General features: G+C 68.2%; 13 protein-coding genes. 2 read left to right on the top strand and 11 right to left on the bottom strand.

The genetic code is table 11. From position 1 onward, the window contains the following. Positions 1–37: 37 nt before the first annotated feature. The 8 genes from CEK29_RS20790 to CEK29_RS20755 form a co-directional block, all read right to left on the bottom strand. Positions 38–2,107 carry a PIG-L family deacetylase gene (locus CEK29_RS20790; protein ID WP_094859240.1) on the bottom strand — a complete coding sequence of 690 codons (2,070 nt, stop codon included), beginning with the start codon at positions 2,105–2,107 and terminating at the stop codon, positions 38–40. A gap of 206 nt (positions 2,108–2,313) precedes the next feature. Beyond that, positions 2,314–3,084 (bottom strand): enoyl-CoA hydratase/isomerase family protein, encoded by a 771-nt coding sequence (locus CEK29_RS20785; protein ID WP_094804354.1) that lies wholly within the window; start codon positions 3,082–3,084, stop codon positions 2,314–2,316. Positions 3,085–3,093: 9 nt separating this feature from the next. Beyond that, entirely contained in the window at positions 3,094–4,242 is a 1,149-nt protein-coding gene (locus CEK29_RS20780) for an extracellular solute-binding protein (RefSeq protein ID WP_217903897.1), read from the bottom strand. Then, positions 4,239–5,435 (bottom strand): CaiB/BaiF CoA transferase family protein, encoded by a 1,197-nt coding sequence (locus tag CEK29_RS20775; protein WP_094859218.1) that lies wholly within the window; start codon positions 5,433–5,435, stop codon positions 4,239–4,241. The genes CEK29_RS20780 and CEK29_RS20775 overlap by 4 nt, the downstream gene beginning before the upstream one ends. Before the next feature lie 30 nt (positions 5,436–5,465). After that, a complete protein-coding gene (locus CEK29_RS20770; protein WP_094804350.1) occupies positions 5,466–6,227 on the bottom strand; it encodes an SDR family NAD(P)-dependent oxidoreductase in 762 nt (253 codons plus the stop codon). Next, entirely contained in the window at positions 6,224–7,402 is a 1,179-nt protein-coding gene (locus CEK29_RS20765) for an aldose 1-epimerase family protein (protein ID WP_094859217.1), read from the bottom strand. Before CEK29_RS20765 ends, CEK29_RS20770 begins: the two co-directional genes overlap by 4 nt. A 122-nt stretch (positions 7,403–7,524) precedes the next feature. Beyond that, positions 7,525–8,439 (bottom strand): sugar phosphate isomerase/epimerase family protein, encoded by a 915-nt coding sequence (locus CEK29_RS20760; protein WP_094804346.1) that lies wholly within the window; start codon positions 8,437–8,439, stop codon positions 7,525–7,527. 30 nt (positions 8,440–8,469) lie between these two features. Then, positions 8,470–9,561: a Gfo/Idh/MocA family protein gene (locus CEK29_RS20755; RefSeq protein WP_094859216.1), complete on the bottom strand. Its 1,092-nt coding sequence runs from the start codon at positions 9,559–9,561 to the stop codon at positions 8,470–8,472. Positions 9,562–9,785: 224 nt separating this feature from the next. On the opposite strand from CEK29_RS20755, the gene CEK29_RS20750 reads away from it, so the two are divergent. After that, positions 9,786–10,808 (top strand): LacI family DNA-binding transcriptional regulator, encoded by a 1,023-nt coding sequence (locus CEK29_RS20750; protein ID WP_094859215.1) that lies wholly within the window; start codon positions 9,786–9,788, stop codon positions 10,806–10,808. A 76-nt stretch (positions 10,809–10,884) separates the two neighbouring features. On the opposite strand, the gene CEK29_RS20745 is transcribed toward CEK29_RS20750, so the two are convergent. Together CEK29_RS20745 and CEK29_RS20740 are read right to left on the bottom strand one after the other, a co-directional pair. After that, the gene (locus CEK29_RS20745) at positions 10,885–12,255 is read right to left on the bottom strand and encodes an amidase (protein WP_094859214.1); all 1,371 of its coding nucleotides are present in this window, start codon (positions 12,253–12,255) and stop codon (positions 10,885–10,887) included. A 20-nt stretch (positions 12,256–12,275) separates the two neighbouring features. Beyond that, the gene (locus tag CEK29_RS20740) at positions 12,276–13,280 is read right to left on the bottom strand and encodes a tripartite tricarboxylate transporter substrate binding protein (protein WP_094804338.1); all 1,005 of its coding nucleotides are present in this window, start codon (positions 13,278–13,280) and stop codon (positions 12,276–12,278) included. A 121-nt stretch (positions 13,281–13,401) separates the two neighbouring features. On the opposite strand from CEK29_RS20740, the gene CEK29_RS20735 reads away from it, so the two are divergent. Continuing rightward, positions 13,402–14,286 carry a LysR substrate-binding domain-containing protein gene (locus CEK29_RS20735; RefSeq protein ID WP_094804336.1) on the top strand — a complete coding sequence of 295 codons (885 nt, stop codon included), beginning with the start codon at positions 13,402–13,404 and terminating at the stop codon, positions 14,284–14,286. A gap of 48 nt (positions 14,287–14,334) precedes the next feature. On the opposite strand, the gene CEK29_RS20730 is transcribed toward CEK29_RS20735, so the two are convergent. Further along, positions 14,335–15,093 carry a GntR family transcriptional regulator gene (locus CEK29_RS20730; RefSeq protein ID WP_094859213.1) on the bottom strand — a complete coding sequence of 253 codons (759 nt, stop codon included), beginning with the start codon at positions 15,091–15,093 and terminating at the stop codon, positions 14,335–14,337. Positions 15,094–15,134: the final 41 nt, after the last annotated feature.

Genomic DNA, 15,134 nt, shown 5'->3' with positions numbered 1-15,134 from the left:
CCTTGCACGCGCTGCGCAGGCGCCGATTTCCGTCCGGCTACTTCGCCACGTTCGCCGTCGCCGGCCGCGAGGCCTGGGTCGGCATGCGTTCTACGGTGAGGGCGTCGGTGGCGCCGGGTGTGGGCCGCACGACGAGCGCGCGGTTGACGCTGTTGGCGCCGAGGTTGGGCACGTCGGCCGGGCGGGCGGCGAGCGCGGCGAACGGGCCGCCGCCCGTGGCGGGCATCTCGCCGAGCGTGAGTGTCTGGCCCCAGGCGCCATTGCGGCGCGACAGCACCTGATAGCGTTGCGGGCCGCCCGCGCTGCGTGCGACGACATACAGCGTGCCGTTGACCACGCTGAGCGCGGGGGGCGAGGCGGCCGTGGCGCCGAGCGCCACCGGCTTGCCGTGTTCGACCAGCCAGAGCGGACCGCCGGCGCGCTCGAGCACGGCGAGGGTCACGTTGCCTTTTTCATCGGCGGCCACGGCGGGACGGCCGATGAACGTTACGCCGAGATCGGCAGCCGGGCCCCAGGCGAGCGCGAGGTCGCGCGGGCCGGAGGTCTGCTTCAGGCGCAGCAGGTGGTTGCTGCCGCGCTCGCGCATGTAGAGCTCGATCCGGTCGGAACCGTTGCGGATGGCGACCAGGCCGCCCGCCGCGGTAGGCGCGGCCACCGGCAGCCAGGCTTGCCAGCCGGTCTCGCGGTCGGTGCGCGGATGAAGCTGGCGCGTGTAGTGGAGGTCGCCGGTGCTGTCGAGCGCGAACACCACGTAGCGGCCATCGGCGCTGCGCGCGATCGCCGGGCTGCCGGTGGCGTTTTCGAGCGGAGGCAGGGCCTGCCAGGGGCCCCAGCTGCCATCGATGCCGGTCGGCGCCGACCAATGCGACTGACCGTCGTAGCCCAGCGCCACGGCGGCCGCGTCGCCGCGCAGTGCGACGGCGGGGATCTGCGTGGCGCGCAGCGTGCCGAGCGCCTGCCAGCCTTGCCACGTGCCGTCATGGCGCTGCTTGTTGGCCCACAGACCGCCCAGCGGATCGCGCGCGATCAGGCCGGCGGTGCCGTCGGCATGGGCGAACGACACGAGCGGTCCGGTGGTGCGTCCGCCCAGGCTCTGCCAGCGTTGCTGACCCGGCAACCACTCGTTGATGGCGGCGTTGGTCTCGCCCGCCGCGAACACGACCATGCCGCCGCGGCCGTCGGGATAGAGCTGCGGCGTCATGTCCTGGCGCGAGACGTAGTAGGCGCGCTGCACCCACGCGGCCGCCGGGCCGGCGGGTTCCTGGCAGCCCGTGGGGCCGGCGCAGTAGTGGTAGTCGTTCCAGGCGTAGTGCTGGAAGATCACCGACTTGCTCGCGATCTCGGCCTCGGTGAGATTGCTGGCGCGCTCCTGGCTGGGGTAATCGATGTAGCCGGTCTCGGCGTAGTTGCCGGGCGCGTGCACCATGGCCTCGCGCACCAGCCGCGCGCTGGCGATGTGGTCCGGATGGCCGTGTCCCGCGCAACGCCAGCAGAGCTGCGTGTACGGCACGACCATGTTGTCGTCGAGATGGCGTACGGTGGTGGGGCCGTAATCGCGAATGATCGCGGCGAGCGTCTGCACCAGCTCATCGCGCGTGTAGGTCTCGGGGTAGGGCCCGAGCGTGTCCACGGTCTGGCCCGGTTCGGACTCGGTGCGACTGAGCGGGGTGAGGCTGCCCCAGCCTTTGCCGAGCCAGGGATCCTTGAGCCGCATGTGCCAGAGCTGCACGCGCGGATTGTCCTGCAGCGTGAAGCGCGCGATCGTGCGGCCACCCACGATGCCCGCGCCTTCGCGCCATTGATCGGGCTTCTTCGCCATATAGGCATAGGCCGCGCGCACACCGCGCTCGCGGCCCAGCATGTAGCCTTCGCCTTCTCCCGCGTCGCTCGCGGTCAGGTACACGAGGCGCACGCAGCCGCCCGCCTCGATGTTGGCCGCGATGTCCGGGTTCATGAAGAGCAGGTCGTCGTCGAGGTGGGCGACGAACGCCAGATCCTTGATGCCGTGGCATTGTGCCAATGACGGCGGAGCGGCGTGAACGAGGCCCGCCGTCAGGCAGGCGAAGACCACAAGCAGGGGGCGAAGCAGAACGGAGATGGCGGGCATGGCATGCATGCGGCGCGCGGCCTCGGGCGGCGCGCCAGGGAGTCACAGGCCCGGAAAGTATACCGGCGCGCCATGACGCTTCCGTGCGTTCAGGAGGGGTTCAGCTGATGGGGGCGGCCAACGGCGCGCAGCTAACAGCGCGCGGCCAACATCGGGCGGCCAACAGCGGGCGGCCAGCTACGGCCGCCCCTCACGTTCCACCCGACTCAGCGGCGCTCGAACTTCGGCGCGCGCTTTTCTTCGAACGCCTTGCGGCCTTCTTTGGCGTCGGCCGTCGCGAAGCAGATGGCCTGCAGATCGCGTTCGTACTCCACGGCCTTTTCGAGCGGCATCGACAGCGCGGCGCGCAGATTCACGCGCGCGGTCTCGGCCGCGATGGGGGCGCGGGACGCGATGGTGGCGGCGAGCGCCTGCGCGCGTTCGCGCAGTTGCTCCTGCGGCACGACCTCGCTCACCAAGCCCCAGGCCAGCGCCTGCTCGGCGCGTATCGGGTCGCCCGTGAGCACCATCAGCGCGGCGTTGCTCGGGCCGATCGCATGCACGAGCTGCGCCGTCATGCCGCCGCCGCCGATCCAGCCCAGCTTGATCTCGGGCGCGCCCAGGCGCGCATTGTCGGAGGCGATGCGGATATCGCAAGCCAACGCCATCTCGAGGCCGCCGCCGAAGGTGTAGCCGTTGATCGCCGCGATGGTCGGCTTTTTCAGCATGCGCACGCAGTCGCAGTAGTCGAGCCGGTTGCGAAAGTCCCACGGCGTGGCGTAGCGGTCGAGCTCGGTGATGTCCGAGCCGGCGCAGAAGGCCTTGGGGCCCGCGCCGGTCAGGATCACCGCCCGCACCTGCGAATCGGTGTTGCACTGCTCCACGGCCGCGATCAGCAGGTCCGCCATTTCGGGCGTCATCGCGTTCAGCTTCTCGGGGCGATTGAGTTCGATGATGGCGACATGGCCATCGATACTGAGATTGACGAGTGCGCTCACGCTGAATCCTTATGCTGCGGTGGGCTGGGGGGCGGCGGCCAGGCTGGCCTGAAAACGCTCGGTCAGACCGCGCGCCAGCGTCTGTGACGGGGTGCGCGCGGCCACGCCGTCGCGCAGGAATTGCGAGGCCTCGCTCTGGAAGGCGATATAGCCATCGTGCCGTGGCCGGATCGACGCGGCTTCGAGCGTGCGCGCGGTGTTGGCGTAGAAGTTGCCGCTGGCCGCGTTCACGCTCGCATCGGCCCAGCTGCCGCGATGGCTGGGCTGGCCTTCGTGCTGCGGGATGAAGCGGCTCTGCGTGTCGGCAGCCAGCAACCACAATAGATGCGCGCGCAGCTTGGGCCCCACGATGCAGCGGCGCGATATCGCGATGCCGGTGCCGCCTAGGATCGAGCCGGGCCGGCCCGCATCGGCCTCGGGCGCGTCGCGGAAGGTCAGCGGCTTCGCCACCGCGGACGTCGCGTAGTTCACGTAGCCGTAGACCAGCGGGCAGAGCGTGATGTCGTCGCGCGCGCTCATGTGGCCGAGCAGGGCAATCGGGTTGTAGGCCAGGGCCTGCGCCGGCGTGAGCCGGGCCAGCTCCGTGAGCAGCTCGCAGGCCTCGACCAGCGTGGCCTCGTCGTGCCAGGCGCCGTGCGGGCGCAGGTCGGTATCGGGCGCGATGGCGGCCGCGATCGAGAGCAGCGACAGGAACGGATGCGGTCCGCCCCAGCTCAGCGCGACCGAGCCACTGCGCCGAGACAGCGCCAGCACCTCGCGCCAGGTGCGCGGCACGGGGCCGTCGAGCCGGTCGGCGCGCGTGGCCATCACCTGCGTGGCGGCGTCCAGCGGCAGGGCCCACTGACGATCGGCCATGCGATAGCTGTCGTACGACAGCCCGATGCTGTCGCGCGCGATGCGCGCCAGATCCTCGGGTGCGAACACGGTGTCGAGCGGCTGCAGGCAATCGTGCGCCAGGGCCTCGCCGAGATGCGGGTGGTCGAGCACGACCAGGTCATAGCGGGCGCAGAGCTCCGCGATGGGCGCCGACTCGAAGCCTTCGAGCGATTGCTTGTCCCACTGCACCAGCGGCGTGTGCGTGGTGGCCGCATGCAGGGCGTTGAAACCGCGCGGATGATCCCACGTCAGGCCGCGATAGGGCAGGGCGCGCTCGCTCATTCGGCGGCTCCCCGCAGCACTGCGCCCGAGGCCGCATGCGCGTCGATCTCGTCGGCGCTGAAGCCGAAGTCGCGCAGGACCTCGTCGGTGTGTTGGCCGGTGAGCGGCGCGCCGCGCACCACCTGGCTCGGTGTCCGGGAAAAACGGATCGGAAAGCCCGGCGTCTTGATGCGGCCTTCGGTCGGGTGCTCGTACTCGACGAAGGTGCCGTTGTGCGCGATCTGCGGATCCTCCACGAGATCGGCATAGCCGTAGACCGGGCTGCACCAGATGCCGGCCGCGTCGAGCTTGGCGAACCAGTCGGCCGTCGAGGCCTTTGCCAGCGTGTCGCGCACCAGGGCATAGATCTCGTCGCGCTTTTCCCAGCCGTCGCGTTCGCCGGTGTACGCCGCCAGACGCGGCTCCTCGGTCACGCGGGCCAGCACGTTCATGTCGGGCATGGCGAGCGCCAGGTAGCCGTCGCTCGTGGCGAAGGTGCCGTAGGGCGCACGGATGTAGACGTGGGCGTGCGGCTCGGCGCTGCGCACCTGCGGCTTGTGCCCCACGGTGAACACCGACAGCTCCTGCATCTGGATCGTGGTGATCGCGTCCAGCATGTTGACCTCGACCTTCTGGCCTTCGCCGGTGCGTTCGCGGTGCAGCAGCGCGGCCAGCACGCCCTCGAAGGCGCAGTAGGCGGTGACGGCGTCGACCACATATTGGCCCGCCGCGCGCGGCGCCTCGCCGGCGCGTCCCGACGACAGCATCGCGCCCGACATCGCCTGCAGCAGCAGGTCTTGCCCGGGTCGGGTGGCGTACGGTCCATCTTCGCCGAAGCCCGACATCGACACATAGATGAGGCGAGGGTTCAGCGCCGACAGGGTTTCGTAGTCGACGCCCAGGCGGCCCGCCACGCCCGGCCGGTAGTTCTGAATGAACACATCCGCCTGTGCCGCGAGCTTCTGGATGATCTCCTTGCCGCCCGCGCTCTTCAGGTCGATCGCCAGCGAGCGCTTGTTGCGATTCAACGAGAGAAACGACACGTTGATCTTGTTGCCCGTGATGCCGCCCGCGGGCGCGTGACGCTGCCATTCGCCGGTGGGCGGCTCGATCTTGATCACGTCGGCGCCCAGGTCTCCGAGGCGCTGCGCCGCAAACGGCCCCGCCATGGCGATCGAGCAGTCGAGAACCTTGTAGCCAGAAAGAATACTCATGCTTCTACCCTTTGCGTGCGCCGATGCGCCTCAATGCATGACCCAGCCGCCGTCCACGGCCAGCGTCTGTCCGGAAATAAAACCTGCCTCCTCCGAGGCGAGGAACACGATGGCCGCGGCGATATCGCCCGCGTGGCCACGTCGCTTCACCGACTGGCGCTCGAGCACCATGCGGTTGTAGCCCTCGGGGTCGGGATGGATCTTCTCGGCGTCGGTGGGAAAGGCGCCCGGCGAGATCGCGTTGACCGTGATCCCCCATTTGCCGAACTCGCGGGCGAAGGCCCGCGTGGCGCCCACCATCGCGCCCTTCGACTGCACGTAGGGCAGCAGGTTTTCCCAGCCGCCCGACAGCGTGATCGACGAGATGTTGATGACGCGGCCCCAGTGCTGGGCGCGCATGCCCGGCAGCGCCGCGCGCACGATCTGCACGGCGGCCTCCACGTTGACGCGGTGCACGCGTGCCAGCTCGGCGTCGCTGTACTCCTCGAACGGGCGCGAGGGATAGATCGCCGCGTTGTTGATGACCACGTCGATCACGCCCTCGGCCGTCAGCCGTTCCAGGTGCGAGGCCAGCGCGGCCGCGTCGGCCAAATCGGCCTGCAGGATCTGCAGCCGGTCGGCGAGCCGCGCCGGCACGGCGCTCTGCAGGCGATCGATATGGCCGGCGTGGTTGTCGAGCGCGATCACGCGGGCGCCCGCTTCGAGCAGGGTCAGCGTGGTGTCCACGCCGAAGCCGCCGGCCGCGCCGGTGTACAGCACGCGGCGGTCTTGCAGCGAGAAGCGCGTGCTCATGTCCGCCCCGCGATGGGCGCGAAGCGGCCCGACAACGGCGGATAGTCGGTCTCGGGCTGGTCCGCGATGGCACGGATGCGCGCCTCGCAGGCCGCGATCTCGGCGGCCGAGCCCAGCACGCTGAACGTGGTGTCGTAGCGGCGCTCGTCACCGTGTTCGAGCCAGATCAGCTCGTTGCGCTCGCGCGCCGCGCCCTGGCCCAGCACATGATTGGTCGAGGGTTCGATGCCCATCGCGTACTGGCCCGATTGCAGGTTCTGCCACTGGTACTGACACGGGAACTGGTGCTTGTAGGTGCTTACCTGCATGCCCAGACCGAGCGCGTCGTTCACCAGCGCCACCGGTACGCTGCCATCGTCGGCGGCGGCCATCTCGTGCTGCCACACCTGCTCATGAAACCCCAGCTGCGGCGCCGGCATGCGGCGATAGCCCACGCCCTGCTTGCGATAGTCCTGCTCGTGCGCGGCCCACACCACGTCGCGGATCGGCGCGAGATAGCGCGAGCCCTCGTCGAGCACCGGGTAGCCCAGATTGATGTGATAGCAGAGCATGTGCGGCGTGCGGTAAAAGCCGCGGTTCACCACGCGATCCGACAGCCTGATGTCGTTGCTGCCCACCTCGATTTCGATGCGGCGATGCAGCTCGAGATGCTCGCCGAACACGGTGCCCTGGCTCACCACGCCCTCGGCCCACAAGACACAGCGGTCACCGTCCCAGCGCTCGCCGTAGCCGGTCAGGCGCGCGGGGATGGTGCCGACGCGGCCATGGATGGATTGCTTCGCCGTCTTGCGCGGCCCATACACGTAGTTGTCGGTCGGGGCGTCGTACATGAACAGAATATGGTCCAGGCCGCAGGTGATCATGAGGCCCGAGAACGACCGCATCCAGCCCAGCCCGCCTTCGCCTTCGTAGTCGTGCAGACCGGGATGGCGAAAGCCCGCAGGCGATTGCCAGCCCATGGCGAAACCGCGGTACTCGCAGTCCGCGATGTCCATCGCGCGATCCACCAGCACCGTAAAACGCAGGCCCGTGCCGCTGCGGAACTCCAGCATGCGGATGCCACGTTCCAGCCCGTCGTCCAGCGTCATCAGGCGTACGCCGGCAAACTGCGCAAGCTGTCCGGCGCGCGCCTCTACGTCGCGGCGCGTCATCCAGGTCCCGTAAATGTCAGGCATGAGTTCTCCCTGGCCGATGCGCGCTCGCGCGTCTGCCGGTGTCGGTGTTCAGAATCGTGTGGGCAGGCGCGCCGCGGGCCTCGATCGTTGCCGCGCCGCGCGCCTTCGAGCGTGCCGGCGGCCTACAGGCCGTTGGCGCGCAGCCGTTCGTCCAGAAAGTTCTTGGCGCGCGGCACGTCGTCTTCGGTCAGGTGTTCGATGATGATGGGGATGTTGGGATGCTTCTTCGCCAGGCGCTGCAGGTACAGGTCGTAATTGAGCGCGCCCAGGCCCGGCGCCGGCAGTTCGATCTCGCCAACGCCGCGGAAGGTGTGGCTCTCGGCCGCGCCTTCGTCACCGATGTCGCTGTGCTTCTCCGACTTGTCGTCGCCCGAGCGCTTCACGTCCTTGGCATGCGCGATGCAGATCTTGTCGGAGAGCGCGTCGAACACCTGATTCAGCGTGCGGTCCATCTGATCGATGTTGTGCGCCTCGAAGTAGTTCGTCGGATCCATCAGCAGGCCCAGGCCCGGGTGATCCACTTCGGCAAACATGCGCAGCGTCTCCTCGACCGAGCCCACCACGTTGTTCACGTAGGTCTCGAGCAGGAACACCGCGCCATGGTCGTAGGCGTGCTGCGACAGCTCGGCGATCACCGCGCGGCACTGGTCCCAGCCTTCTTCCGTCTTGTTCTTCGGGTGATGCACCCAGTCGCTGTCGGTGGCGAAGGTGCCGGTTTCCGAGATCACATAGGGCGAGCCTAGCTGACGGGCGTGCGTCAGGATTTCCTTGAGGTAGCCGTTACGGCGCTGACGCTCGGCGGGGTCGGGGTGAACGATGTTGGTGTAGGCCGAGATGCAGGACACCGGCAGGTTGTAATTGCGGAAGGTGTCGCGGATCTGGGTGCACTTCTGCGCGGTCAGCTGGCCCGGGCCGAGCTCCATGTCCTTGAAATGCAGGTCGAGCTGCACGGTGTTGAAACCGTGCGAGCGGATCACCTTGGCGGTGCGCTCCAGCTCATAGGGAAAGTAGCCCGAGAAGATTCCGGTCTGGATCATGATGGTTGTCTCCGTCTGTTTTTTGTCTGGTTATTCAACAGCCGGCAGCCGTACTGTGCGGCCTTCGGCGATGGACGTATACGCGGCCTCGACCAGCGCCATCGTGCGTACGTTGTCGGTCACGCTCAACGCAGGCTCGGTGCCGCTGGCCAGCGCGTACTGCAACTGCTCCATCACGCCGATGAAGGCATGCGGAAACCACATCGTGTCCCACGTCGGGGTCACCCATCGTCCATCGGTGTGGCCGTTGGCCGCGCGCGAGGCGTAGCTCAGGGTCGACGGCTCGCCGGTGGGCCAGCCGATCGTGCCGCGCGCCACGCCCTCGGTGCCTTCCACGCGCCAGCGGATGTGCTGATCATCGGGATAGCCCTCGGCGCGCGGGCCCGACCACACGTCTTCGAGCGAGAGCGCGAGCAGGCCACTGCCAAAGCGCAGGGTGGTGCACACCAGGCCATCCTGATGCGCGAACTCGGTGCGCGGATCGGGGCGCGTGATGCTGGTGACCTCGGTGGGTTCACCGAACAGGTATCGCAGCGCATCCAGGTGATGCACGCTCATGTTCGAGAGCGTCAGCCGGTCGTAGTCGCGCAGAAAATCCTGCCAGTGCGGGATCGCGTGCATGTCGATCTGCGCGAACACGGGCGTGCCCAGCACGCCCTGATCGAGCAGTTGCTTGAGCGTGCGCATCGACTGGTCGTAGCGCATGTTCTGGTTCACCGACAGGATCTTGCCGGCGGCACGCGCCTCGTCGCGCAGGGCCCGAGCCTCGTCGAGCGACAGGGCGAGCGGCTTCTGCGCCAGCACGCCGCGCACGTGCGGGGCGCGCAGGGCGGCGCGGATCAAGGCCGGCTGGAGGTCCGGCGGATACGCGATGTCCACGATCTCGATCTGCGGATCGGCGATCAGGGCCAGCGGATCTTCGTGCACGCGCGGGATGCTATAGCGCTGGGCGACCTCGGCGGCCTTGCTGCGCGTGCGCGACGCGATCGCCGCCACCGTGAAGCCGGCCTGCTGGTAGGCGGCCAGATGGCACTCGGCCATGATCATGCCCGCGCCGATGCAGCCGATGCGAAAGCGCCGTTCCCGAACCGGCGGGTCCGGCACCAGGGTAGGGTGCGACATATGCTCCTCCTGCCGGTCCGGTATGCCCTCGACTGCCTGGCATCCTGCCGTGCGGTGTTTGATGTTATTGAGCCGCGATAATCACATCAAAACAATCAGGGGTAAAGGCGCCTCGCGCTCATAGTGGCCGGGCGTTACCTTTTTGATCCCGAATGATGGCAAATGATGGTTTATGATGGCTTCGCTGCCATCGCCTTGATGGTGTCCTGAGAGCCCGGTCCCGCATGCGTCCCACCATTTCCCTCATTGCCCGCGAAGCGGGCGTGTCCACGGCCACGGTCGACCGGGTGCTGAACGACCGCGACGGCGTGCGCGGCAAGACGCGCGATCGCGTGCTGGCCATTGCCAATCGCCTGGGTTATTTCATCCAGGGGGCCGACGCGGCCAGCCAGGACGTGCGGGTCGATTTCGTTTTACCCGCCGGCACCAACAGCTTCATGACCGCGCTGGGCCAGCACCTGCTCGAAGAAGCGGCGACGCGGCCGGATGTGCGGGCCCGCCTGCATCTGATCGAAGGGTTCGACGCCAACAAGCTTGCGCAGAAGCTCTACGAGCTGCGCGAGCAGACGCAGGCCGTGGGCCTGGTGGGGCTGGACCATCCGCAGGTGCGCGACGCCATCATGGCGCTGCGCGACAGCGGCGTGCATGTGAGTACGCTGGTGTCGGATATCCCGATCTCGGCGCGGCTGGGTTACGTGGGCATCGACAACCGCGCGGCAGGCCGGCTGGCCGCGCTGCTGCTCGGGCGGTTCCTGCCGCAGCATACCGAGCAGAAGGTTGCGGTGTTCGTCGGGTCGCTGGCGTATCGCGGCCACGAAGAGCGTGAGATGGGCTTTCGCTCGTTGCTGAGCGAAGAGTTTCCGCACCTGCGCATCGCGCACATTCTCGAGATCGGCGACGACCGCGACCGCGCGTTTGCCGTCACGCAAGACCTGCTGCGCAAGGAGCCGCCGCACGCCATCTACAACATCGGCGCGGGCAACCAGGGCATCGCACGGGCGCTGAAAGAAGCGCGCCCGGGCGAGGCGCGTCCGGCACCTCGCATCGTGTTCGTGGGCCACGACCTCACCGAGGCCACGCGCCGCCTGCTGCTCGATCGCACCATGGACGCCGTGATCGACCAGAACCCGCGCGTCGAGGCGCGCGAGATCGTCAAGCTGCTGGTGGCCGCGGTGAAGGGTGCGCCCGAGCCGAGCTACCTGCCGCGCCTGCAGGTGATCTTCCGGGAAAACATTCCGGAGCCGTGATGCACGGCCGTGCCGAAGGCTGGATCATCGGCGCGGGGCGCGGCCTCCCTGATGCGGCCGCGCAGCCGCGCTGGCCTCAGCCTCTGACCACCAGATCGCGCACCCAACGCCCGATGCTCACCACATCGGCATCGCGCTGCGCGAAACCCAGCACCTGCACGCCGAGCGGCAGGCCGTCGAGCGACAGGGCCGGCACGTTGATCGCCGGCGCGCCGAGCAGCGACGAGGCGCAGGCAAACGAGACATCGCCGGTGGGATAGCGGGAGTCCTTGATCGCCTCGATCAGCGGCGCAGCGCCGCATGCATTCAGCGAGATCAAGCCGTCGCATTGCGCGGCCAGCGCCGCCAGCCGCAAGCGCGCATGCTCGCGCAGCTGCAGGCATTCGCGGTAAGCCTCCAGCGTCATTGCGCGGCCGCTCTCCAGCTGCCGCACCAGGCTGGGCCCGAGCGTGTCGGGGTGCTTTTCGACCAGGTTTTCCAGCGACCAGCGTTGTTCCCAGGAAATGAGCCGCAACGACAGACCGGCCGCGTCGGCCACGGCCTGATCGAGCAGCTCGACCAGGGGATTGTCCTTGCGACGCAGCAGCCGCACGCCGGCGCGTTCGACCTGTTCGGCAAAGGCGTCGAAGGCGGCGCGGGCGGCCGGCTCGGCGCGCGCCCAGCCCTCGGTTTCGAGCACGGCGAGGCAACGCGGTTGCCGTGCGGTGGGCGTGTCGTCCGGGCCTTGCAGGCCGGGCTGGCCGGGGTCGCCGCCCACGCGCCGTGCGATCTCGATGGCGGTGTGCCACATATCGATCGCCGAGTTCGCATGCACGCCCAAATGCGCCTGGCTCAGGCCCAGACGCTCGCCGCGGTTGATCGCGCCCACGGTCGGTTTGATTGCCCAGTTGCCGTTGAAGCTCGCGGGCCGCAGGATCGATCCCACCAGCTGCGAGCCCAGCGCCACGGGCACCATGTTCGCGCCGACCACCGCGGCCGAGCCGCTGGATGACCCACCCGGCGTGCGCGCGGGGTCGAAGGCGTTGGTGGTCGGGCCAGGGTCGAGGAAGCCGAGCGCGGTGGTCACGGTCTTGCCCAGGATGATGGCGCCCGCCTCGCGCAGCGCGCGAATCGAGGCGCTGTCGTTCTTCGGGAAGTTGCCGTCGAACGCGCGGCAGCCCATTTGCGTGGGCATGTCCTTCGTTTCGATCAGGTCCTTGACGCCGATGGGCATGCCATCGATCGGCGACAGCGGGCGCCCCTCGCGGTAGCGCCGCGCCGACGCATCGGCCGCGGCGCGCGCGCCTTCGGGATTGAGCACCACCCAGCCTTTGAGCTGCGGCTCGCGGGCCTCGATCGTGGCAAGGCAGCGTTCGAGATAGTCCCGCGGCGTATCCTTGCCGCTCGCGAAGGCCGGCGTGGCCTCATGAAACGTCAGGGTCGGGTGGGAGGCGGGATCGTAGGCCAAGGTGTCGCTCCGGTCGGGTGTCATTGGTTGCTCTGGATGCCCGCGGCCTTGATCAGCGCGGCCCAGCGCTCGGACTCCGCGCGGAAGAAGCGATCGAAGTCGGCGGGCGTGCTGGGTGTGGGCTGCAGGTTGATGCCCTTCAGGCGTTCCTGAATGTCGGGCAGGGCCAGGGCATCGTTGAGGTCTTTATTGATCTTCTGCACCAGCGCGTCGGGCGTGCCGGCCGGCGCGAACAGCCCGTACCAGGCTTGCAGGCGCAGGCCCGGCAGGCCGGCCTCGGCGGCGGTCGGCACGTCCGGCAGCCCCTCCAGGCGCTTGTCGGATGCCACCGCATAGGCCTTCAGCTTGCCGGCCTTCACGTGATTGAGCACGTTGCCCGAGGCGAACTGCACCAGCAGATCGACCTCGCCGGCGATCGCCGCCATCGAGGCCTCGAGCGCGCCGCGATACGGGATGTGCAGCACGTCCACGCCCGCCTCGCGCTTGAACAGCTCGGTGAAGAGCTGCAGCGACGAGCCCGCGCCGTTCGACGAGTATGTGTACTTGCCGGGATTGGCCTTGAAGAGCGCGATCAATTCCTGCAGATTGTTCGACGTGATCTTGGGGTTGGTGAGCACCAGCACCGGCAGGCTGCCGATCTGGCCCACGCGCGTGAGCGAGTCGACGTTGAGCTTCACGTCCTTGTTGAGCGCGGGCAGCGTGGCCAGCTCGTTGAAACTCAGCATCAGCGTGTAGCCATCGGGCTTGGCGCGCGCCACAAATTCGGACCCAATCAGGGTGCCGGCTCCGGGTTTGTTCTCGACCACCACGGGCTGCTTCCACTTCTCGGCCAGCTTGGGGCCGATGAGGCGGGCGAGGATGTCGGCCGTGCCGCCCGGCGTCGTGGGCACGATGATGCTGACCGGCTTATCCGGGAAGCCCCCAACGGCGCCAGCGGCTGCCGCGGGCGTGGTTTGGAATAGACTCAGACTGGTCGCCAGCAATACCGAAGCGACCCTGAGCTGCCGGGTAATGATCGTGAACATGGCACTTCCCCTTTTTGTCTTCCGCCTGGCACGGCGGTACGGGGATAGTGGGACGCCGCAAGCGCCGGCTCAAGCAATTTCCATCGTCATTCAGTTGAGTTTTTGTTAAGCGAGTTGCGCCATGGATTCCTTACCTCCACTCAATGCCCTGCGCTGCTTCGACGTGGTGGGCAGACTGGGCAGCGTCACCGAGGCCGCCGCCGAGCTGTGCGTGACGCCGGCTGCCGTGAGCCGTCAGATCCGGCAGCTCGAGCAGCATTTCGGCACCCGGCTGTTCGAGCGCCAGCACCGCCGCATCGTGCTCACCGATGCCGGCCGCGCCTATCACGACGAGGTCGCGCAGCACTTCGCCGGCCTGCATCGCGCCAGCACGGCGTTGACCGCATCGCTCAAGCGCCGTCGCCCCTTCGTGATCAAGGCGCCGCACAGCATCGCCATGCGCTGGCTGCTGCCGCGCCTGTCGAGCTTCCATCGTCGTTTTCCGGGTGTCGACGTCAAGCTGCACACGTCGGTGGCGCCGCCCGACTTCAAGTCCGAGGCCGTGGATGCGGCGATCTGCCTGGGCGATGGCCGCTGGAAAGGCTGGAAGAGCTACAAGGTGATGGTCAACGAGCTCACGCCTGTCTGCACGCCCGAGAAGGCGGCGCGCCTGCGTAAGCCGCGCGACCTGATGAACGAGGTGCTGCTGCACACGCTGGCCCGGCCCGATTACTGGGAGATCTGGCTGCGCGCCGCCGGCGCGACACGCGTGGACGTGTCGCATGGCCTGCAATACGAATCGTCGGCACTCGCCTACGAGGCCGCGCTGGCCGGCTACGGCGTCGCCATCGCGCAAAAACCTTTGGTGGAAAAGGAACTCGCCGAAGGCAAGCTCGTGGCGCCGTTCGATCTGTGTGTGGACCTGGGCGACGTGAGCTACTACTTCGTGCTGCCCGACACCGATTACCAGCACCGTTCGAAAGAGCTCGACACGTTCCGCGGCTGGGTGGCATCGTTCGGGATCTGAAGGGGCGCCGGCTGCGGCGCGTGGCAATCGGCCTGAGCGGCGCGCGGCTCAGCTCGCCGCGGCTTCTTCGGTGGGTGTCGGTGCGGGCACCGCTGCCAGCGCCAGGCCGTGCCGGCCCGTCTTGATCGACTCGAGCATCACGCGCTTGTTTTCGCGGCTGCGATAGGCGTGCTCGCGCATCAGGCTCTCCGCACGGCTGGACTCGCGCCGCATGATGGCGCGCAACAGGTCTTCATGGTCGGCCTGGGCCCGCAGCACATAGGGCGTCTCGAGCACCGAGGGCGTCGAGGGCAAGGTCAGCGCGGCAGGGCCGGCCAACGGCGTTTTGTTGTTGTGTTCGAGCACCGACAAGAGCGCCCGATTGCCCGCCGCCTGGCACAGGATCTCGTGAAAGCGCTGGTTGATCCTGCCCCAGGCTCTCGCATCCACCAGCACATTCGGATCGCGTTCGGCCGGTGCAAGCAGGCTGCGGCCCTCGGCCACGGTCTCGGTCAATTGCGTCAGCACCTCGGGTGAGGCGCCGCGCTCGGCCAGCAGGCGCGCCGCCAGGCCCTCGAGCACGCCGCGCACTTCAACGGCGTCGCCGATTTCGTCCACCGTAAAGGCACGCACCCGGAATCCGCGGGACGGCAGGCGCTCGACCAAGCCTTCTTTTTCCAGCTCGGTCAGTGCGATACGCAGCGGCGTGCGCGACACGCCCAGGCGGGCCGAAAACTGCAGTTCCACGACACGTTCGCCGGGCGCGAGCTCGCCCGACAGAATCATGTCGCGTAGCTCTGAGATCACTTTGTCGATTTGGGCAGCCATGGTGGGTCCGGTTCTTTTTGCCTCGTTAGTGTAGCCCGCCA

Source organism: Bordetella genomosp. 5 (assembly GCF_002261475.1).
GTDB lineage: Bacteria > Pseudomonadota > Gammaproteobacteria > Burkholderiales > Burkholderiaceae_B > Bordetella.
Note: the sequence above shows the minus strand (reverse complement) of the source record. Positions and strands in the feature narration are given on the sequence as shown.

Excerpts from the sequence above, each read along its gene's own strand:
- CEK29_RS20775 (WP_094859218.1), bottom strand. The coding sequence starts at position 5,435 with ATGAGTATTCTTTCTGGCTACAAGGTTCTCGACTGCTCGATCGCCATG.
- CEK29_RS20730 (WP_094859213.1), bottom strand. The coding sequence starts at position 15,093 with ATGGCTGCCCAAATCGACAAAGTGATCTCAGAGCTACGCGACATGATT.
- CEK29_RS20735 (WP_094804336.1), top strand. The coding sequence starts at position 13,402 with ATGGATTCCTTACCTCCACTCAATGCCCTGCGCTGCTTCGACGTGGTG.
- CEK29_RS20755 (WP_094859216.1), bottom strand. The coding sequence starts at position 9,561 with ATGTCGCACCCTACCCTGGTGCCGGACCCGCCGGTTCGGGAACGGCGC.
- CEK29_RS20790 (WP_094859240.1), bottom strand. The coding sequence starts at position 2,107 with ATGCCCGCCATCTCCGTTCTGCTTCGCCCCCTGCTTGTGGTCTTCGCC.
- CEK29_RS20770 (WP_094804350.1), bottom strand. The coding sequence starts at position 6,227 with ATGAGCACGCGCTTCTCGCTGCAAGACCGCCGCGTGCTGTACACCGGC.
- CEK29_RS20760 (WP_094804346.1), bottom strand. The coding sequence starts at position 8,439 with ATGATCCAGACCGGAATCTTCTCGGGCTACTTTCCCTATGAGCTGGAG.
- CEK29_RS20765 (WP_094859217.1), bottom strand. The coding sequence starts at position 7,402 with ATGCCTGACATTTACGGGACCTGGATGACGCGCCGCGACGTAGAGGCG.
- CEK29_RS20750 (WP_094859215.1), top strand. The coding sequence starts at position 9,786 with ATGCGTCCCACCATTTCCCTCATTGCCCGCGAAGCGGGCGTGTCCACG.
- CEK29_RS20780 (WP_217903897.1), bottom strand. The coding sequence starts at position 4,242 with ATGAGCGAGCGCGCCCTGCCCTATCGCGGCCTGACGTGGGATCATCCG.
- CEK29_RS20740 (WP_094804338.1), bottom strand. The coding sequence starts at position 13,280 with ATGTTCACGATCATTACCCGGCAGCTCAGGGTCGCTTCGGTATTGCTG.